Annotated in this window: 16 protein-coding genes; 6 read left to right on the top strand and 10 right to left on the bottom strand. The window is 58.9% G+C overall.

Features of this window, described 5'->3' with window-relative positions; genetic code table 11:
* Positions 1–89: 89 nt before the first annotated feature.
* Together FHR70_RS19190 and FHR70_RS19195 are read left to right on the top strand one after the other, a co-directional pair.
* A complete protein-coding gene (locus FHR70_RS19190) occupies positions 90–1,271 on the top strand; it encodes an NnrS family protein (protein WP_183453176.1) in 1,182 nt (393 codons plus the stop codon).
* Between the two features lie 87 nt (positions 1,272–1,358).
* Positions 1,359–1,754 carry a hypothetical protein gene (locus tag FHR70_RS19195; protein WP_183453178.1) on the top strand — a complete coding sequence of 132 codons (396 nt, stop codon included), beginning with the start codon at positions 1,359–1,361 and terminating at the stop codon, positions 1,752–1,754.
* A gap of 211 nt (positions 1,755–1,965) precedes the next feature.
* On the opposite strand, the gene FHR70_RS19200 is transcribed toward FHR70_RS19195, so the two are convergent.
* The 3 genes from FHR70_RS19200 to FHR70_RS19210 all read right to left on the bottom strand — a co-directional run bounded on the left by FHR70_RS19200 (position 1,966) and on the right by FHR70_RS19210 (position 5,203).
* Positions 1,966–2,943, bottom strand: coding sequence for a hypothetical protein (locus FHR70_RS19200; protein WP_183453180.1), 978 nt, complete (start codon positions 2,941–2,943; stop codon positions 1,966–1,968).
* 127 nt (positions 2,944–3,070) lie between these two features.
* Positions 3,071–4,588, bottom strand: coding sequence for a tyrosine-type recombinase/integrase (locus FHR70_RS24545; RefSeq protein WP_183453182.1), 1,518 nt, complete (start codon positions 4,586–4,588; stop codon positions 3,071–3,073).
* Between the two features lie 396 nt (positions 4,589–4,984).
* The gene (locus tag FHR70_RS19210) at positions 4,985–5,203 is read right to left on the bottom strand and encodes a helix-turn-helix transcriptional regulator (RefSeq protein ID WP_183453184.1); all 219 of its coding nucleotides are present in this window, start codon (positions 5,201–5,203) and stop codon (positions 4,985–4,987) included.
* A gap of 1,089 nt (positions 5,204–6,292) precedes the next feature.
* Here FHR70_RS19210 and FHR70_RS19215 point away from each other — a divergent pair.
* Together FHR70_RS19215 and FHR70_RS19220 are read left to right on the top strand one after the other, a co-directional pair.
* The gene (locus tag FHR70_RS19215; RefSeq protein ID WP_183453186.1) at positions 6,293–8,374 is read left to right on the top strand and encodes a KAP family P-loop NTPase fold protein; all 2,082 of its coding nucleotides are present in this window, start codon (positions 6,293–6,295) and stop codon (positions 8,372–8,374) included.
* A gap of 513 nt (positions 8,375–8,887) precedes the next feature.
* Positions 8,888–9,619: a hypothetical protein gene (locus FHR70_RS19220; protein WP_183453188.1), complete on the top strand. Its 732-nt coding sequence runs from the start codon at positions 8,888–8,890 to the stop codon at positions 9,617–9,619.
* 195 nt (positions 9,620–9,814) lie between these two features.
* Here FHR70_RS19220 and FHR70_RS19225 read toward each other — a convergent pair whose 3' ends face one another.
* A complete protein-coding gene (locus tag FHR70_RS19225) occupies positions 9,815–10,999 on the bottom strand; it encodes a tyrosine-type recombinase/integrase (RefSeq protein ID WP_183453190.1) in 1,185 nt (394 codons plus the stop codon).
* 460 nt (positions 11,000–11,459) lie between these two features.
* On the opposite strand from FHR70_RS19225, the gene FHR70_RS19230 reads away from it, so the two are divergent.
* A complete protein-coding gene (locus FHR70_RS19230) occupies positions 11,460–12,008 on the top strand; it encodes a GNAT family N-acetyltransferase (RefSeq protein WP_183453192.1) in 549 nt (182 codons plus the stop codon).
* Positions 12,009–12,086: 78 nt separating this feature from the next.
* Here FHR70_RS19230 and FHR70_RS19235 read toward each other — a convergent pair whose 3' ends face one another.
* The 4 genes from FHR70_RS19235 to argH are packed head-to-tail and all read right to left on the bottom strand — an operon-like array spanning position 12,087 to position 16,079.
* Complete coding sequence (locus FHR70_RS19235) at positions 12,087–12,920, bottom strand: ABC transporter substrate-binding protein (RefSeq protein WP_183453194.1); 834 nt, start codon at positions 12,918–12,920, stop codon at positions 12,087–12,089.
* A 32-nt stretch (positions 12,921–12,952) separates the two neighbouring features.
* On the bottom strand, positions 12,953–13,717 hold the full coding sequence (locus FHR70_RS19240) for an amino acid ABC transporter ATP-binding protein (protein ID WP_183453196.1): 765 nt from the start codon (positions 13,715–13,717) through the stop codon (positions 12,953–12,955).
* 3 nt (positions 13,718–13,720) lie between these two features.
* Positions 13,721–14,629: an amino acid ABC transporter permease gene (locus FHR70_RS19245; protein WP_183453198.1), complete on the bottom strand. Its 909-nt coding sequence runs from the start codon at positions 14,627–14,629 to the stop codon at positions 13,721–13,723.
* A gap of 25 nt (positions 14,630–14,654) precedes the next feature.
* Complete coding sequence (gene argH, locus FHR70_RS19250; protein WP_183453200.1) at positions 14,655–16,079, bottom strand: argininosuccinate lyase; 1,425 nt, start codon at positions 16,077–16,079, stop codon at positions 14,655–14,657.
* A 127-nt stretch (positions 16,080–16,206) separates the two neighbouring features.
* On the opposite strand from argH, the gene FHR70_RS19255 reads away from it, so the two are divergent.
* Positions 16,207–17,100 carry a LysR substrate-binding domain-containing protein gene (locus FHR70_RS19255; protein WP_183453202.1) on the top strand — a complete coding sequence of 298 codons (894 nt, stop codon included), beginning with the start codon at positions 16,207–16,209 and terminating at the stop codon, positions 17,098–17,100.
* Positions 17,101–17,343: 243 nt separating this feature from the next.
* On the opposite strand, the gene FHR70_RS19260 is transcribed toward FHR70_RS19255, so the two are convergent.
* Positions 17,344–17,724 (bottom strand): hypothetical protein, encoded by a 381-nt coding sequence (locus tag FHR70_RS19260; protein WP_183453204.1) that lies wholly within the window; start codon positions 17,722–17,724, stop codon positions 17,344–17,346.
* Positions 17,717–18,391, bottom strand: a complete 675-nt coding sequence (locus tag FHR70_RS19265; RefSeq protein ID WP_183453206.1) for an SOS response-associated peptidase — start codon at positions 18,389–18,391, stop codon at positions 17,717–17,719. Before FHR70_RS19265 ends, FHR70_RS19260 begins: the two co-directional genes overlap by 8 nt.
* Between the last annotated feature and the right edge of the window lie 11 nt (positions 18,392–18,402).

Consider the following 18,402-nt stretch of genomic DNA (forward strand, 5'->3'; position numbering starts at 1 on the left):
GCCGCCGCGGCAGCATCGTCGCGGCGGCGCCAATGTCTTCGCGCGGTCCAAGCCGCGACCGGCTGCGAGAGCTTGAAAGGAGATCGGTAATGGCTCCCATTCCCCGCCTGCGGGATTACAAGGGCCCCGCGCTTCTCTCCTACGGCTTCCGGCCATTCTTCCTCTTCGGATCGCTCTATGCCGGCCTCGCGATCCTGGCCTGGCTGCCGCTGTTCTACGGCGAGCTGGAGCTGTCGACGGCCTTCGCGCCACGCGACTGGCACATCCATGAGATGCTCTACGGCTACCTTCCTGCCGTGATAACCGGGTTCCTGCTGACGGCTGTCCCGAACTGGACCGGGCAGATGCCGCTCCAGGGACGACCGTTGCTCGTCCTCGTTCTGGTCTGGGCGGCGGGCCGGATCGCGGTCACCACGTCCGCCTGGATCGGCTGGGAAGCGGCCGCCGTCATCGACGGCGCATTTCTGGTCCTTGTCGCGGCCGCCATGGGCCGCGAGATCATCAGAGGGAAGAACTGGCGCAACCTCAAGGTCCTGATCGCGCTTGGGGTGCTCACCGTCGGCAACATCGTCTTCCATGTCGAAGCGCATCTCCTCGGCGCCGCCGACTACGGCATCCGCCTCGGGATCGCCGCCACCATGATGCTGATCATGCTGGTCGGCGGGCGCATCATCCCGAGCTTCACCCGCAACTGGATCGTGCGCGAGAACCCGGGCCGCCTGCCGGCCTCGTTCGGACGCTTCGACGTGGCCTCCTTGATCGCAGCGGGCGTCGCGCTCCTGGCCTGGATTGCCGCTCCGGACTGGAGCGTGACCGGCGCAGCCTTGATTGCCGCTGGCGTGCTCCAGGCTGTTCGGCTGGCGCGCTGGGCGGGCGAGCGCACCTGGCGTAACCGCCTCGTCCTGATCCTGCATGTCGCCTACGCGTTCGTGCCGCTCGGCTTCATCCTGGTCGGCCTGTTGGCCCTAGGGCTGTTGCCGTCTGGCGCTGGCATCCATGCCTGGACGGGCGGGGCCATGGGCATCATGACCTTGGCGGTGATGTCCCGGGCAAGCCTCGGTCATACGGGGAGGGCGCTCGTTGCAACGGCATCCATGCAGGGAATTTACCTGTTGCTCGTCACGGCCGCGCTCGCGCGGGTCTGCGCCGCGATCCACCCGGCCTGGAGCGACGCGCTGCTGCATGTGGCGGGCGGCGCGTGGGCAGGAGCGTTCGTCGGCTTCGCCCTGGCCTACTGGAAGGTGTTCACCGGCCCGGGCTTGGCCGCTTGAGACCGGAAAAGCGGTCTTGAGCTTGCGCTGGATCAACGTCCGGACCCGTGGCCTCCGGCATCCTCGCCCGGCAGCATGGAGGCGAACATGGGTTTGGCAGAGACGATCAGGCAATGGCATTCAAACCGGGCACGGGCGCACGAGCTCGATGCCCTCGGTCCGGACCAGAGGGAAGCACTGGCCCGCGACATCGGGGTGGCGGAGGACGTGGTGGTCCGCCTCGTGGCACGTGGCGCCCAAGCCGGCAAGGAGTTGCCGCGGCTGATGCAGGTACTCTCCCTCGACCCCGAAGGGATCAGGCACGAGCGGGCCGCGCTGATGCGCGACATGAGCGTGACCTGCTCGGAATGTGCGGTTGCCGCCCGCTGCCGACGGGACCTCGATCAGGGACAGGCGTCGCTGACCTACCGCGGGTACTGCCCCAACGCCGAGACGCTGCGGGAACTGCGCGGTGAACGGCCCGTCGATCTCCGCTTCTCCTGAGGCCGGGCCGACCCGGGAATGTCGGAAACTGGCACATCTGAGACCTAAGGCCTTGGTCAGGTTAGAGGCATAAAGCGGACGTCCGAAAGGGCAGGGAATTTCCCTTGCTCCTCCTTCCCTCAGAGGCCTGCGGTGGTGTCGCTCCACTGACCAATTAGATCAGCAGCTTCGGTCCTGACTTGAAGGGGCTCCCCAGAGCACGCATAGAGAGCTACTTCGTGAGCCCTCGTATGATTGCGGTCAGCTCGAGGCCTGCTCGCCGGGTTGAGTCGCTGTCGTAATGCTCATCCCCGACACGCGTGCTGTTGTGCTGCAGTACCCCTCGCGTGAGGCCGCGATGCTCCCCGCCAGAATACGTCACGGTTGTTCTTACAGCGCGGCGGAACGCATGCGGGCTCAGCCGGACCCCAATTGTGGCTTCGACGGTGTCGGTGATTGCAGCGCCGACAGCCGAGTAGGTGAGGGGCTCTCCCGTGACTGCGATCCATAACGGGCCGGACATGACCTCTAATGAGCAGTCCAGAAGCAATCGCGTGGCTTTGGCCTGCGCCCTTTCACAGTCAGAGGTGGCAGCCTGTCGGGCCAGCAGAATAGGCCGGTAGGTGGCGAGATATCGCTCCACCAGCAGGTTGAGATACTCCGGCACCTGCCTCTCGTCCACTCGGCCGGCTTTTGTGTCCTCGGCCTCGAGGATGATCCACCAGCTACCCTCAAGACGGCGGAAGCTGGTTCCCAGCGTCAATTCGCCAAAGTTCTTGTGCCGAATGGGGCCGACTGCGAGCAGGGCCACCATCAGCCCATTGCGCGCCAGACACGCGCGTTTCTTCGGACTGAAGTGGGAGGCATTCTCGGCTTCCTGGAACAGCGCTTCCCCGGCCTGCAGCAGCTCATTGGTCGTTACGTTCTCGCGTCGGCGCTTCGGGCGTGCCTCGGACCGCAGATCCGCCTCGATCGCACGCAGCCAGACCAGGTCTTTTTCGGGCGCCAAGATCTCGGTCATCCGCCGCAGTTTGAACACGGACTGAGATCGGGTGACGCTGCTCCAATGAGGTTCGACCCTCGCGATGAATTGCGCCACGGCCTCCGAAGTCACCTGAGCGCCTCGAGGGGCATCCAAATCGAGCTGCCCTGTCTGCATCAAGGTCCAGAGGAAATAGCCATAGCGCCGCGCGAGATCGTTCTGGGACACAGGCTTCATATGCGATGCACGGCCACCAAGACGAAGCCGCTGTGTCGGACGGCACGCCTCAGCCCAGGCCCGCTGGTCGTCGTCTGGCCAGGAGGAGAGGGGGAGCGAACGGATCATCTCAGTCACCTCATGCCAGCTGAAGAGAGCACGTGTTCTCGCGAACGAGCGCCGCAAAAATCTGATTGGCCTCAAGCGTCTCAAGGCCGATGTAGCTGTTCACGGACGTCACCACACTCTTGTGCCCGAGCACCTTCGCGACGAGCGGATAGTTGCCAGGAAACTTCTTGAGCAGCATCGCCGCCGCGACGTGCCGGAACTGGTGGGCCGTGATCCTCAGGCCGGTACGTTTCTCGACCATATTGCGGATCTGGGCACTCAGCAGGTGAGGGGCCTTGAACCGTCCCCTTCTCATCCCCGGAAAGAGCCAGCGCTCGTTTGAACCACGCAGTAGGACCGGTCGGTGCATCTCGATGTATTCGGTCACGAGAGCCGTCAGTTCAGCATCAAACGTGAACTCGAGATCCATGTGGTTCTTCACCTCATGGGCTTCGTACAGCAGCCAGAAGAGCCCTTTAGGCCCGCCGACACGGACGAGATGCTGATCGAGTTTGGTTGCTGCGAGATTGCCGATGCGCACCGGCGCCATCGTCAGGATGGCAATTGCAACAGCGATCTGCGCTTTCAGGGCAGCCTTGTAGGGGCTGCTGGCCTTGTGCCGCCGTGCCTCCCGCATCAGGATCGCCGGCAGCGCTCCGACCCGCGCCCAGACATCGGTTGACTTGACCGATCGGATGACACTCCGGTTCTTCTCGGTCAGGCCACGTGGCTGCTTCTTCTGTGCTGCGGACCGGATCTCCGACAGTTCCCTCAGGGCCTCTGGCTTCAAGCATTGGGTTCCCTTGGCAATGACGAGAAGCCGCCAGGGCAGGTCGACTGTGTAGCGCTTAGGCTTTTCACCGTCTTCCGCCCAATACGCCTCGACCACATCGCGGACCAAGGCCGGGTCCAGGAGGACCGACAGGGAGGTGAGGGTCTTGATCGAATATCCGATTGAGACCGCTTTGCCGGCAAAGGCAATGAGCTCCCGCCGCCGGGTCTGGATGGTTCTGGGCGAGCAACGTCTTGCATTGCCTGTTCCAAGCCGCTGCGGATGGCACGTGATACCATCAAAGTAGGCCTCGACCTCGGCCCGGAGGCTATTGGGAAAGTCGGTCCAAGCTGGCCCCTTGTAGCGCCGGTCAGGCGGCACGATGAGTTGCTGCTGGGGCCAGCCTGCGATGGACTGGGCACAACGGTTCCATGCCCGGGCGATCTGCCGTCGCTCAGAAACACCGAAGGCTTCTGGCGTTTCCTCCTCTCGGTAGCGCATGTGGGCATCGAGAACCGGTTCACCAACGTCCTCAGGCCGAATGTCCCGGGCCGAGCAGTACTTGATCAGCGACCCCAACCGCTTCTTCAGGGTCTCATCCGCGAGGTGCGCCCAAACCGCCGCCCATGCTGGAGTAAGTGTCCTGCCCGTCTGCTGAGACGTAGGGTTGGGCTGGAACCACTGCAGGGCCTTGCGTAGGCCGGAGCGGTGATTGGCGGCCGTCTGAGGAGTCCACCCGAGTTCGGCCGGGTGGATCTGCTCAACACGAGAGCGCACCCTGCTCCAGGAAGCAGGCAGTTCGTCAGGCCTGCGATCCAGGGCCTTTGCGATCCTCCGAACGGAGCAAGTCAACTGGCGCCGCCGCGGCAGCGGGAGTGTCCTGTCATTGGTGAGGGCGGTAATTAGATCCTGGAAAGATGGCTCCTGGGCAGGGCTCATTATGATCTCCTGAAGATAGCTGGGTGTTCCCCAAGATGTATTACGATTGACGATAGTTCGTATTGTGAATACGTCAAGTGAATACCATTGCATGGTACTGTAGTAAAGAATACTAATCTTAATTTACTGAAGTATACGTTCGTATATCTTGTTAGATCGCGATGGATGGTTATGCGCAGACACTTTAATTTTCACGAGAACGTGACGTTGCCATCTTGCGCAGTGCGATTTAGGTCAGCCTTGGGAAGTCGAACTCCGCGTACACGAGCGCAGAAAATCGTCGAGATCTGTTGCACGATATCGAACTGAGCGGCCGATCTTCATAAAGCGAGGGCCTGTGCCGTCCATCCTGGCCTTCGCCAGGTAGCTGGCGCTCATTCCGAGATACTTGGCCGCTTGTGAAGTAGTGAGGGAATCCTCAGAACCTTGCGCGGCGCCATATGCCTTCACCATCTCACTCTCCTTGATATGAACTGCTGAGAAGCTGCCGTTCTGCCCTGAGGAGTACCCGCGTTTGAGATGGCGGTCCTTGAAGAACCTAGAGGAACCTGGAACAACTCGGTGACGTCTGGGGAGGGCCCCTGAGTGCTCCGGAGCCCTGTCCTTTCCGCGACGTTCCCCCGCGGTGAGCCGTCACAGGATTTGAGTCATAATTGCAGGATGTGGAAACTCTTCCGGTCTCGTACCCCATCGAATTACATCTCTTTGCGAGAGGCTTCGCAAGAACTTGCGGACGCATCACCGCTTTGGCGGAATGAACCCATATTGGAGAACCGATCAACTTCCCATGTGGATATCCTTGAACCTTCCCCTTCAGACAGGCAGAGGAGTTGGGGCGAGGGAAGGCTTCGTGAGTCTCCAGCCCAAAATCAGATTAGACGTTTGCCTCAGAGTATACCAACTCTGTTACGGGAGTTGCTGCTCAAAGGCGCGTTGCAGGGGTATTTTGAGAACGAGAGTGGCTCACTAAGTTCGCTCCCGCCTGAATTCTGGGATGAGCGCCCCACCGTTGAAGTCACCGAAACGCAGCGCATCACTGATCAGCACATTGAGTATCAGCTTTCCGGAAAGGTGGTCGTCCCGCGGAAGCAGATCACAGTGCTCGCAAAGCTCTCAGCTGACTATGAACGTAGGAATAGCGTATACGATCAGGCTCGCAATCGAGGTGGAGCTCCTACCAAGTACGATGCAGAGGCTTTTCTAATGGAAGCCTTTAGAATTTTGTATGAGAGTAATCCAGCTCCTAAGACAGAAGCTGATCTTCGGAGACGTGCACTCGATGCATACGTAGAGGCAAATTGTGCAGGTGGAGCTCCCTCCGAAGACTGGGCGCGCCCAAAAATTAGAAAGCTTTGGAAGCGACTGCGAGCTGGATAGGTTGTTGGAGCTAGCCTGGGAATTTGAAGCAGCTAGCCAATCGAAGTCGCATTCCACGTCGTACTTAGACGGTATTTACACATTCTTAACGAGTTCAAGCGGCGGAAGACAAGCATCATCGATAAGTGGTATGTCGAACTCCAAAGAAGGAACGATGAGCTTCATATGTCGCCGACACCTCCCCATCCTGAGAGGCCTATTCAGAAAACACCTGACGATAGATTAGATCGCTCACGCTTCATCGGGAGACTAGCGGCGGCGTTGGTCAATCCAACCACCCGGAAGGCTACAGGTGTCGTCGTCGGTGTCACAGGCCCATGGGGCAGTGGTAAATCATCTATCCTTAACCTTCTGCAGGATCACCTCGAAACCCAATATGAGGATGCTCTAATAGTACGCTTCGATCCCTGGCTTGTGTCGGGGCGTAACGACCTTATCGGGGAATTCCTTGGGGAACTTATCGGCACCATCAGGGCTGACGCAAAACGGCTGGGTAAATACAAGAAGCTAGCAGCGAATTTGGCAGACTATGGGGCGCAACTCGCTCCAATAGGCAATCTCTGGAAACCTGGCTTCGGAACGATCCTCGCGGGAGGGTTGCGTTCACTCAAGGATGCGCTTTCACAGAAAGAAAGCCTGGACGTCCTACGTCGTCGCTTGATAGACGATCTTGATGCGATCCAAGGTCCGATTGTGGTCCTGATCGACGAGATAGACCGCGTCGAAGATGATGAAATTCGCACGGTTGCACAACTCGTGAGATCTGTGGCCGACTTCCCAGGAATTTCCTACGTACTCGCCTATGATCCCGACCGAGTTGTACAGGCACTCGGCTCTGGGGCTTCACCGGAGAACCGGGAAGAGAGAGGCAGGGCATACCTTGAGAAGATCGTCCAGCTTCAGTTGCCGTTGCCAATAACGTTTGCCGATGAGATAACCCGACTGCTTAATGCTGAGATTGCGACGTTAGCGTCGGAACTATCAATTCCAGAGGCCTTTGATCAAATTGACCGCTATAGGGAACTTGTTCAGCTCCTAATAGAAGATGTCATTGACACCCCCCGAGATGTCCGACGTCTGGTAGGAACTTACCATGTCCTTGCTGGAATGCTCCAAGGCGAGGTCGATTGGATCGACCTTCTAGGTTTCTCCGCCCTATCGATAAAGGCTCCTCGAACCTGCGAGAGCATTCGGAGGGAACCCGACCTTGTTGTTGAAAATCCCATCTCAGAACGCGGCATCCTCCGGCACATCAATGATGGGACCAAGTCTCGCGAGGACCGTATTGGCGAAATCGTCCCGAGTTCAGAACGACATGTCGGGACCACGGCTCTTCTTGGATTTTTGTTCCCGTATTTTGCTGAAGATCCTGGGAATCGGAGTAACCACTCTGATGCGATCAGATTTCGTCGGCCGTTGCTTACGACCTTGCGACTCGGCCTACTTCCGGGAGCAGTTTCACGAGACGACATTATCGCGCTAACAAGCGGTTCACCTTTCGAAGTCGAAGGACGGCTTCAGCGGGCATTCTCGGACGGTACTTTAGAGCATCTGATAGATCGTCTTGATGACGTCTACGTGGATCTAGCATCATCTATCGATCACGTCGCATTCTGGCATGGGATCGCCAAATTTGTGAGGAAGCCCGACTGCGAGTGGCAAGCTGCCTACCAGCCGATGTACGAAATTATTCGTAGCCTCGCGTCAACGCTTGACCGCTCTATGAGGCGGAGGAACGAATTGCGGGCGGAGGGCGCTGCAGTTTTCAAAGCACTTGCCGATGCAGGTGAAAGCGAACTGACCGCGCAATGGTTGCGACGCCACATCTTCGTCTATGGCCTATTTGGTAGAGAGAAACGTGGTGGCGAAAAGTGGTTCCTGACAGCTGAGCAGACTAGTGAATACGCACTTGAACTGACACAAAAGTGGCAGCAGGCCCATCTATCTGGGAAGCTCATTCCATGCCACTGGAGCCTACAACAGGTTTACGCCATGATGGATACTAAGTTGTGGGATGATGAGTGCCGCAGCCAAGTAGGAAAAATGTTGGAGGATAAGCGCGCGGTCGATGGCCTTGCCTTAATGTTATTCGGGGCAAGTTTCAGTACCGATGAGCCTGGCATTGAAAAGTTGTATAGCTATGAAGCATTTATACGAAAGGCCAAGCAACGGCTCGCAGAGGATGACCAACAACTGCACGAGACAGTACGTCTTGCTCTGCAAAAGGCTGTCAACGGTGGATGGTAAAGTATAGTGTCTTGCGCTGGCCAAATACTCATTTTGCCGTGGGTAACGCTACCCGAACCTATTAGCGTAGGAGGTTTTCGGTTCTCACCAATAACGGTCAACGATCCAGCGGCAGTAGTCTCTGCGGACATCGCTGATACGGTTGCATCAGTTCTCCGGCTCTATGTCGACCGTAAGGGCTACCCGATCAAGGCATGTACCATCCTTCTCCGGTTGCGGCACCAGCAAGCTTGGAACGTTCCCGAGCGAATGTGGAGGCGAGCGCAGACTGCGGCGGAAACTCTGGCTTTAGCCTGCTTGGCAGAGCAGCGATTTTTAGATGGTCATGGCAGTCCGCACCTCAACGCTACGATGTTTAATCTCATTGGTCACAACATTGTAGCTGGCTCAGACAAGATAGGATTGTTCTATTCTAGGCGGGATGGCGGGCTACGTGTCGGGGGCGCGCGCTTCAAGGATGTAGTCTTTCAAAGGCCATCTCAAATCGAAGGCACGGAATGCAGGGTAGTCGGCGTGCGCCTTGCGAAGGCGCTAGATAAGGCCAAAAGCGCCAAAATTGAGCTTTCGGAGCGGATCGCATCGTCTTTGGAACTGTTCCTCCTTGGTCACTCGGAGACGCCTGAGCTTAGTTGGGACACCTGCATAATGCTTTCCGCAATGGCTTTTGAGAGACTGCTTGAGCCAAAGCGGGAACAGGGAGAGGGCACTGCACATGCCTTAGCGAGGACCTTCGCAACTGTATGGGAGCCTTTCACCGGACAGACGATTTCCGATACGAAGGGTAGGATCAAACCCGATAACGATCCGAAATTCGCTGGCGCGCAGCAGAACTGGCCACTGCATCGGAAGTGGATGAAAGAGCTTTACGAAGCGCGCAGTTCGATGGCTCATCGAGGCAATCGCCCGAAATTCAGTCAGAACTGGAAGGATTGGCAGCATCTTGTGATAGCTGCCTTTGTGTACCCATTCACCGTTAAACTAATGCTCGCTAAGGAAGGATTGTATCAACTGGGCGATAGGGAGCTTGGCGCTTGCGAGGCTTTAGATAAGTTACTTGGAGAACGGAGCACTTGGGGTAGAGGTTGGCGACAGCCTCCAGAATGGCCCACCATCCTATCATTGTCCGAAGCAGATCGAGTCATCCAGACGTGGGTCGAAAAGGCCTACGAGGAAACGATGCAGCCTCGTTATCCGAAGGGGGGCGTAGCTCGTCCCAGCCGCAATAAGCACGCACAATACGATTAGAACCTTTGACTCAGGCCTCTCGAAATTTCTGCCGTGTTATGAATTGTTGTATCTAATGGCTGTGCCCAAAACGCTGACGGTTCGCTTTGTTAGGGTCAATATCGGGGTGACCAGGACGACCCGAATAGATGGCCATGGATGACAACGGATTAGGCGTTGAGAGTGGGAGCCGAAACTACGATATTTGGTTGAAAGTCATGCTGCTACTGCTTTTGGGAAAAGCCCTGCGACGTGTCTTCCCCAAAGATGAAGGGCATCTCTGCGCTCTGAAATGAACTCATGCCGCTGGTACACGGCAGCAACCCCTGAGATGGTTCCGGTCTGGTGGTTGAGGATTTTGTCAGCAACGTGAGGTGCTACTCCGAGTCGAGCCATACCGGAGACAACAGTGCGCCGCAGATCATGCAAAGTCCAGTCTTCCACCCCGGATATCTGATCCAAGCGTCTCTTGGCCTTCGAGAAACCTTGGAAGACGACCTTGCCATTGACTGAGAAGACTAAGTCTCCTGTTTGGGGAATGCTCCTCAGAACTGAAAGGCAGGGCTGGTTCAAGTGCACGATGTGTGGTTTCCCGTTTTTAGCGTGCTCGCCCGGAACCAACCAAATCTGTCGCTCAAGATCCAGATCCTCCCGAGTCATCCGTCCAACCTCATCTCGGCGTTGTCCTGTCAGGATGAGTGTCTCAACGATTGAACCGAATGGAAAGCCGATCGACCGTGCGGCCTCAAGCACTGCAGCAAGCTCCGAGTCTGTCAGAGTGCGATGACGTGCTTGCTCTCGAGCTGGAACTGCAATGCCGGCGCAAGGTGATATGTCTAGGATGCCGCGTCCTATGCACCAGTTGAAGAACTTGCGTACGGCGGCCAGCACCCGATTGGCCATGATGGGTGAGCCTCGCTCGCGAACACGGTCGAGTAGGGCAATGACGTCCCTCTTGCGCACCTCGGCGACCGTCCAGGAGCCCCAGTAGGGTAGGACCTCCCGGTCCAGAATGCGGGTGGTCTCGGCGGCCGTCCGGTTCTGTGACGCGTGCCTAGCGATGAATTCCGCAGCAAGGTCTGCCACCTGTTCAGAGGCGATCCGGCGCTTCGCGATCTGCTTCTCAGCCTGAGGGTCACGCCCGGCCGCCCGTTCGGCCAGGACCCGATGGGCCTCGACGCGGGCCTGATGAGGCGTGGTCGGGCCATATTCCCCAATCGTGTACTTGCGAGGATTGCGGCGATCGCCAGAGGGCCGGTACTGAACGAGGAAGACCTTGCGCCCTGCTGGAGTGATCTTCAGGCCAAAGCCCTTCAGGTCTTCATCCCACCAGATCTCATCACGACCGACAGGGGCGGGGAGGGTATCGATGGTGCGCTTGGTGAGCTTGCAAGTGGGCATGGCGGATGGGCTCGTGTATGGCTACCTGGACAGCAAATAGGTAGCCAGAATTTTGCAAGCAGAGCCATTGCCAGGAATGATCAACCCACAGAAATTTAAGGATATCAGCTATTTATGCTCACTGAGCTATCATCATCAATCGCCGGGAATGCGCTGCTGCCTGACTTTTAATCAGAGGGTCCTGGGTTCGAGTCCCAGCGAGCTCACCACATCAAACCCTTAACAGGCAAGGGTTTCGTGGATTTTCTGTCTCTGAGGGTCTGGGCCGACTTTTCTCTCGGGTAACGCCACGGGTAACAGCAGACACAATTCGCGCAATTCCCGCCTCAGCAGCGCTGGACAGCAAAAGTGTCTGCAACTGCGCGATGAGCTGACCTTCACACGGCCAAGCTTAAGGGCCGATTTTGACCCATAGGAGACGTGGGAGCAGAACAGCTGCCATGAAGTCACAAGGTATAAAATGACCATCACGATCCGTTTGGCACAGAAGACCGATGTTCTGCCGATTGCGCGGCTGCATTTTCATACGTGGCGGGAGACCTATCGCGGTCTTGCTCCGCAAACTGCATACGACGAGGTGACGGAGGAGGTCAGGCTGGCCCGTTGGCAGAGTATGCTTTCAAACGCCGAAAGCGAGCGGATCGTTATGGTTGCCGAAGCGGAGAGGCAAATGGCAGGATTCGGTGCAGCCGGACCAGCCTCCGACGACATCTTTCAGGGCCGAGCCGAGGTCAAGTTTCTCTATGTGGCAGCCGCCTTCAACCGCAAAGGCGTTGGCCGTAATCTGCTGCTTCACCTTGCGCGCCACATGATGGAGGCCGGCTACAACGGCGTCGGACTTGGTGTGGTTGTCGGGAACGATCCGGCCATCGCGTTCTACGAACGAATGGGAGGAGAAAGGGCCGGGAGCTATACCGATCCGGGTCCTGTATGGCGCTCCCAGAACTATCTTTATGTCTGGGATGATCTGCCGGCGCTCATGGCCCAGGAGCGGAAGAGCAATCATTGAATGCGCAGCGATGTTCGCTGGCGTGAACCGAACATGAGGAAAAGGCTCACGCAGTGATGCGTGAGCCCATGTCCAGATTTAGTCCGTGCCTTGATTGATGCCGATGGGCGTCAGCTTGTTGGATTGGAGACCATATTTCTTGACGATCTCATCATAGACGCCTTTCTGCTGAAGGCGCTCAAGACCTTCCTTGATCGCATCACGCAGTTGGGTTTCGGTCTTCAGAACGGGAATGCCGGAAAGGGAAACCGTGAAGGCCTCGCCGATGAGAACATAGCTGTTGGGTTCCTGCGACTGGAAGTACGGCAGGGTCTCGTTGCCCTGGACGGCAGCATCGAGGCGCTGCGTCTTCAGCTGCGTGCGGGCATCAGCCGATCCCTCGGTGCCGATGGCCTCAATGGCCGGCTTTCCCTTCGCCACGCAGTTGGCCTGGCTCCATTCGCCGATCTGGCGGGGCCAGTTGGTGGAGCGGCTCGCGCCGACTTTCTTGCCGCACAGGTCCTCAGGCACCTTGATGGTCGCCGCCATGGCGGGTGAAGTGTAGAACTGCGCGCCGGATTTCATGTAGTCGACGAAATCGACGATCTCGCGGCGGGCCGGGAGATCGCTCATGCCGGCGAGCGCGATGTCGACACGTCCGGTCTGAAGCGATGGGATCATCTGAGCGAAGGCGATTTCCTGCCATTCGATTCCAACGCCGAGCTCCTTCGCGAGAGCCTCGCCCAGATCAATGTCAAAGCCCGTAAGCTTGTTCGTAGCCGGATCCTTGAAAGTGATGGGCGCGTAATTCGGCATCGTCGCGACGACGATCTTGCCAGCCTTCTTGATGCGATCCGGTAGCTCCGCTGCGTGGGACGGGGCTGCAAAGCCCAGAGCGATCACGCTCGCGAGCAGACCTGCTGTCAGTTTCATTGTCGTCTGTCCTTTCCTGAGGGGAACATTTGTCAAGCGAGAACCGCGGCGATGAAATCGCGGGTTCTCTGTTGTTGCGGGTGCACCAGCACCTCTTGCGGTGAGCCCCGTTCCACAATGGCTCCCCGATCCATGAAGACAACTTCGTTCGCGACCTCGCGTGCAAATCCAAGCTCGTGCGTCACGACGATCATCGTCATGCCCGAACGCGCCAGATCTTTCATGACAGCAAGAACCTCGCCGACCAGCTCCGGGTCGAGCGCCGAGGTCGGTTCGTCGAACAGCATCAGCTTGGGCTTCATGGCGAGTGCGCGGGCAATGGCGACGCGCTGCTGCTGACCGCCGGAGAGCTCTGACGGATAGGCATCGCGCTTTGCCGAGAGCCCCACACGTTCCAGAAGCACCATTGCTTCGTCAGTGACTTCGTTGCGGCGGCGCTTCTGCACCGTCACCGGGCCTTCAATGATGTTCTCAAGGGCCGTCATGTGCTGGAACAGGTTAAACCGCTGGAAGACCATGCCGCTCGTTAGCCGTTGGCGGGCAATCTCTGAATCTGTCAACTCATAGAGCTTGTCCCCGACACGGCGATAGCCGACGAGTTCGCCATCGACCCAGATGGCTCCGGAATCGATCCGCTCGAGTTGGTTGATGCAGCGAAGGAGCGTGCTCTTTCCCGACCCAGAGGGGCCGACGATGCAGAGCACCTGTCCGGCGGGGATTTCCATCGACACACCATTGAGCGCCTGAACGGACCCAAAGGTTTTGCGCACATCAGCTGCGACGACGATAGGCATCATGGCTCAGCTCTCCACAGCCGAGGGCGCGGCAGGACGAGACCGCCGGCCCGAGCCCCTCGCGAAGTAGCGTTCAAGGAAATGCTGGCCGATGCTCAGGACCGTAACGATGATCAGATACCAGCCCGCGGAAACGATCAGAAGCTCGATCACCCGCGCATTGGCATAATAGATCGTTTGCGCGTTGCGCAAAACTTCGGCGAAGCCGATCACGCTGGCGATAGACGTGAGCTTCACCATGCTGATCACTTCGTTGCCCACCGGCGGAATGATCACCCGCATGGCCTGGGGAAGGACTATGCGGCGCAGGGTGGTCAGGCGCGTCATGCCGATGGCCTTGGCTGCCTCTGTCTGGCCTGCATCCACCGACAGGATGCCTGACCGGACGACCTCGGCCGTGTAGGCACCCTGATTGATGCCGAGGCCGAGCAGGGTTGCCACGAAAGGCGTCATCACATCGACCACGCGCGCCTCGAACAATCCAGGGATGCCGATGCGCGGAAAAACGAGAGCAAGGTTGAACCAGAGCAGGAGCTGAAGGAGGAGGGGTGTTCCGCGAAAGAACCAGATGTAGAAGACGGCGATGCCCTTCAGGACCGGGTTGGGCGACATCACCAAGATAGCGAACAGAACGCCGAGCGTGATGCCCAGGGCCATGGCGCAGATCGTCATGATGATCGTGTTGCCGAGGCCGCTGATGATGGACTGGGCCGTGAAGAACTGGCCGACCACGGCCCAGTCGATCTGTCCTTCAGCGAATGACTTCACCACAAGGGCGAACGCCGCGAGGATCAAGGCGCTGGCGATCCAGCGTCCGTAATGGCGGCGCGGTACATGGGTCAGGTGCGCGATCGACGGATCGAAGCGCGCGGTCTGCCCCGTACCGATTGAGGAGGGTGCGGTGGTGCTGCTCATTCCGTTTCTCTCCATTCGTGCCTGTTCAGACCCGAGGGCCGTCGTAATGCATCGCCCATTCGCGCTGTTTAACAAAATCCATGCGCAGGCGGGCAAGCTGTTCGGTGACCCGAAGCGGCGCCGTCCCGCCATAGCCGTCTCGGGCCCTGATGGCGGCATCCGGCGTTAGGTTCGTCATAAGGGCTGCGTCCAGGCGCGAATCCACGATCGATAGATCCTTGGCGCTCAGATCCTCAAGGCCGATATTGCGGTCCTCGCAATATCGAACCAGTCGGCCGGTGATCTCGTGGGCCTCCGAGAACGGAACACCCTGGCGCGCAAGCCAGTCAGCCACTTCGGTGGCTAACGTGAATCCATCGGTCGCTTGGCGGCGCACTTCATCCACATCGACCCGCATCGTCCGAACCATTCCGGCCATGGCCGGAAGTACTAGGGCGAGGGTATCGATGGCTTCGAATGCGGCCCGCTTGTCCTCGACGAGATCGCGATTGTAAGCAAAGGGCAATCCCTTGAGGGCCGTCAGCATCGTCCCGAGTGCACCGATGAGGCGCGCGGCCCGGCCGCGAGTCAATTCCGCAATGTCGGCATTCTTTTTCTGCGGCATGATGGATGAACCGGTGGCATAGGCATCGTCGAGCGCGATCCAGCGAAACTGGCGCGAGGACCAGAGGAAGATCTCCTCGGCCAAACGGGACAGGTTTACGCCGGTCATCGCGGTTACGAAGAGAAACTCCGCGACATGGTCGCGGCTGCCAACCGCATCAATGGAGTTTTCGCAAGGTGCGTCGTAACCGAGCTCACGGGCGGAGGATTCCGGCGATTTGGCAATGGCCGATCCGGCAAGCGCCGCCGCCCCGAGCGGAGAACGCGCCGCGCGCCGATCCCAATCCTGCATGCGCTCGATGTCGCGGGTGAAGCCCTGAGCATGAGCAAGGAGCTGGTGCGCAAAGCTCACCGGCTGCGCGGGCTGAAGATGGGTGAACCCGGGGGCTATAGTTTCGAGATGCTGTTCCGCCTGAAGCGCAAGAGCATCCTGCAGGGCCAGCAGATCGGTGACGATGCGGCGAGCCTGATCGCGCAGATAGAGCTTGAGATCGTTGGCCGCCTGATCGTTGCGGGAGCGTCCGGCCCGGAGCTTGCCGCCGAGGGGGCCGAGCCGTTCCGTGAGCTTACGCTCCAGAAAGGTGTGTACATCCTCATCCTGTTCCGATGGAATGAGGGTTCTAGCGTCGATCTCGGCCCTGAGGTCTCCAAGGGCCGCCTCGATTGCCTCACCCTCCTCCTGGGTGAGGAGCTTGGCTCTCACAAGCTCGCGCGCATGGGAAAAGGAGGCGGCTAGATCATAAGCTGTAAGGCGGAAATGGCTGGCATCGGATCGCGAGAGGGCCATGAGCTCTGAGGCAGGGCCCGAGCGGAAGCGTGAGGCCCACAGAACGTTGGTTGATGTCATGCCAATCTCCTTTCCTTCGGTTTCCCAAGGGGAACTTCGGCTGGCAAATGAAATTATGTCGTCTTGATATTCTATTTTAGAATAGAAGGAGCCCTCGGTCTTCTTCTCTCCTCGGTTATTTTGTTCCATGTCGATCCAGCGCCTCCCAGGCTCCATGACCGCCCTGCGCGTCCTTCTCGCCGTTGCCGAGCACGGCACGGCCTCCGCCGCTGCGGCGGCCGTCAACCTGTCTCAGAGCGCGGTGAGCAAACATCTACGCGGGTTGGAGGAGACATTGGGAGTTTCCCTGTTCGCTCGCGGCAACCGTGGTCTCGTGCCGACGGAGGCCGGGCGGATCTACGTGAAGTATGTTCGCCGGGCCCTAGCGGAACTCGAAGCGGGCAACGCGCAGGTCTCTGCCCTCAAGGCTTCGCCTTGGTCCGTCAGGCTCCATGTGCTGCCGATCATTGGCGATCGGTGGCTCGTACCGCGCTTCTCGCGCTTTGCGGAACGCTATCCAGAGATCGACGTGCAGTTCACGACTTTCGTGACGACGGATACGGAGGAAGCGGCCGATGGGGTTTTCCGGTTCGGGGAGGGTGAGTGGCCGGGGCATCGAGGCAGCTACCTATTCGGCCGCGATGTTGCCCTCGTTGGCGCAGCCTCCTTCGTTGCGCGTTTGGGCGGCATCGAAACGGCGGAGGATGTGCGCCGCTATACCGTACTCGATCATTTTCAAACGCCCCTGCGCTGGAGCGAGTTTGCCGAGGCCCATGGGCTCGATGACTTCACGCCCGTGCATACGACTCGGTTCGGGTTCTATTCGCTCGTCATCCGTGCGGCGATAGCCGGCCAGGGCCTCGCACTTGTTCCGCGCCGACTCGTGCAGGAGGAACTCGAGGCAGGACGATTGGTCAATCCAGCAGGTCTCGGCTTCAAAAGCCGCAACGCCTATTGGTTCACGACACCGGAGGATCGCCCCATGCGTCCGGGGCTGGAGGCTTTCCGGAATTGGCTATTGGAAGAGGTGCAGGCGTCCTGAAGGTCAAATCCGCCGAACTTCGAACCAGAAAGCCATGTGACTGGGACTTCGCCATTGCCAGCAAGGGGCTGAATGACCGCAGTTGGCACTTGTCGGAAGTAAACCGAACTTCTGCACCGAGGCGGTAAGCCGACCTTCATGGTACGTAGGCCATCGATAAAATTGGTGTGAATGCACCGAACGGTTGGAAAATGATGTTCGGGCTGCTGAGGCTGCCAACGTCAACCTGATCTGATCAGCCTTTCACATGCGTCCCGCAAGAAGCTGCCGCATCCTGTCCACGTGGTCGGGCTGGTTGATCCAGTCCTTCACTTCGAAGTCCGCAATCCGCAGCGTCGGCGAGAATCCGTAGCGGGGCGCGAGGATGTCGGTCAAAGCGTCTCGAAAGCTACGCTGCCGATGCCGACCTCCATCGCCGGGGAACAGCGGCGGCATGGACCGGCCGCAGCTGCCGCCGTCGAGCCTGAGCCCAGTCAGCTCCGAATAAATCGTGCAGTCGAGTGGCCAGCGATCGCCGCACTCGACCCGGCGGGGACGCACTAGCCATTCGGACGTTGCCGTTGTGGAGGCTCCAAGAATGTCGGTCACCAGCCCCACGACCGCGTATCCGATCTCCTTAGGCATGTGAGTTGACCGCGGTTCGTTCACCCTCGAGTTGATCGGATCGAGCGCCTTCCGCGACGATCTTGAGCATGTCGTCCGGCAGCGGCCGCTGCAGTTTGAGCGCGACTTCCGCCGGTGCGGTGAGCCAGGTCTCGTACTCCTCTGGACTGGTTAGGATCACCGGCATCGCCTTCGGATGGACTGGAGCCACGACGCTGTTCGGCTCGGAAGTCAAAAACGAGTAGAGCAGATGCTCGCCCTCGACCGGTTCGGACTTCGTGCCGCGAACGCCCGTCCATGGTCGCCAGATGCCTGCGAAGGCGGCTAACGGGCGATCCTGGCTCAAGGCGAACCACACGGGAGTCTTGCGTGGTTTGGTGTCCTTGTATTCGGAGAATGAGGTCAGCGGCACCAGGCACCGATACTGGGGCTTGAGCCAGGCGCGCCAGAACGGCGAGGACACATTGCGGACGTTCGTGACTGGCTGCGTGCCGACCTTCGGCGGCGGCGGGAAGCCCCAGCGCATCCGCATCAATTCACGCTCACCCTCGTGGAGACGGACAATGGGGGCCATTTGGTCGGGAAAGATCGCTGGCAACGGAGGCATGTTGCCCGCACTGTCGCGACTGACCTCGAATGCCCGACGCATGGCCTCCTGAGTGGTATAGGAGGAGTACAGGTTACACATATAGTGCGCTC

The sequence above is a fragment of the Microvirga lupini genome, from assembly GCF_014191055.1.
GTDB classification, from domain to species: Bacteria; Pseudomonadota; Alphaproteobacteria; order Rhizobiales; family Beijerinckiaceae; genus Microvirga; species Microvirga lupini_A.

Excerpts from the sequence above, each read along its gene's own strand:
- FHR70_RS19190 (WP_183453176.1), top strand. The coding sequence starts at position 90 with ATGGCTCCCATTCCCCGCCTGCGGGATTACAAGGGCCCCGCGCTTCTC.
- FHR70_RS19195 (WP_183453178.1), top strand. The coding sequence starts at position 1,359 with ATGGGTTTGGCAGAGACGATCAGGCAATGGCATTCAAACCGGGCACGG.
- FHR70_RS19210 (WP_183453184.1), bottom strand. The coding sequence starts at position 5,203 with ATGGTGAAGGCATATGGCGCCGCGCAAGGTTCTGAGGATTCCCTCACT.
- FHR70_RS19215 (WP_183453186.1), top strand. The coding sequence starts at position 6,293 with ATGTCGCCGACACCTCCCCATCCTGAGAGGCCTATTCAGAAAACACCT.
- FHR70_RS19225 (WP_183453190.1), bottom strand. The coding sequence starts at position 10,999 with ATGCCCACTTGCAAGCTCACCAAGCGCACCATCGATACCCTCCCCGCC.
- FHR70_RS19230 (WP_183453192.1), top strand. The coding sequence starts at position 11,460 with ATGACCATCACGATCCGTTTGGCACAGAAGACCGATGTTCTGCCGATT.
- FHR70_RS19235 (WP_183453194.1), bottom strand. The coding sequence starts at position 12,920 with ATGAAACTGACAGCAGGTCTGCTCGCGAGCGTGATCGCTCTGGGCTTT.
- FHR70_RS19240 (WP_183453196.1), bottom strand. The coding sequence starts at position 13,717 with ATGATGCCTATCGTCGTCGCAGCTGATGTGCGCAAAACCTTTGGGTCC.
- FHR70_RS19245 (WP_183453198.1), bottom strand. The coding sequence starts at position 14,629 with ATGAGCAGCACCACCGCACCCTCCTCAATCGGTACGGGGCAGACCGCG.
- argH (WP_183453200.1), bottom strand. The coding sequence starts at position 16,079 with ATGACATCAACCAACGTTCTGTGGGCCTCACGCTTCCGCTCGGGCCCT.
- FHR70_RS19255 (WP_183453202.1), top strand. The coding sequence starts at position 16,207 with ATGTCGATCCAGCGCCTCCCAGGCTCCATGACCGCCCTGCGCGTCCTT.
- FHR70_RS19260 (WP_183453204.1), bottom strand. The coding sequence starts at position 17,724 with ATGCCTAAGGAGATCGGATACGCGGTCGTGGGGCTGGTGACCGACATT.
- FHR70_RS19265 (WP_183453206.1), bottom strand. The coding sequence starts at position 18,391 with ATGTGTAACCTGTACTCCTCCTATACCACTCAGGAGGCCATGCGTCGG.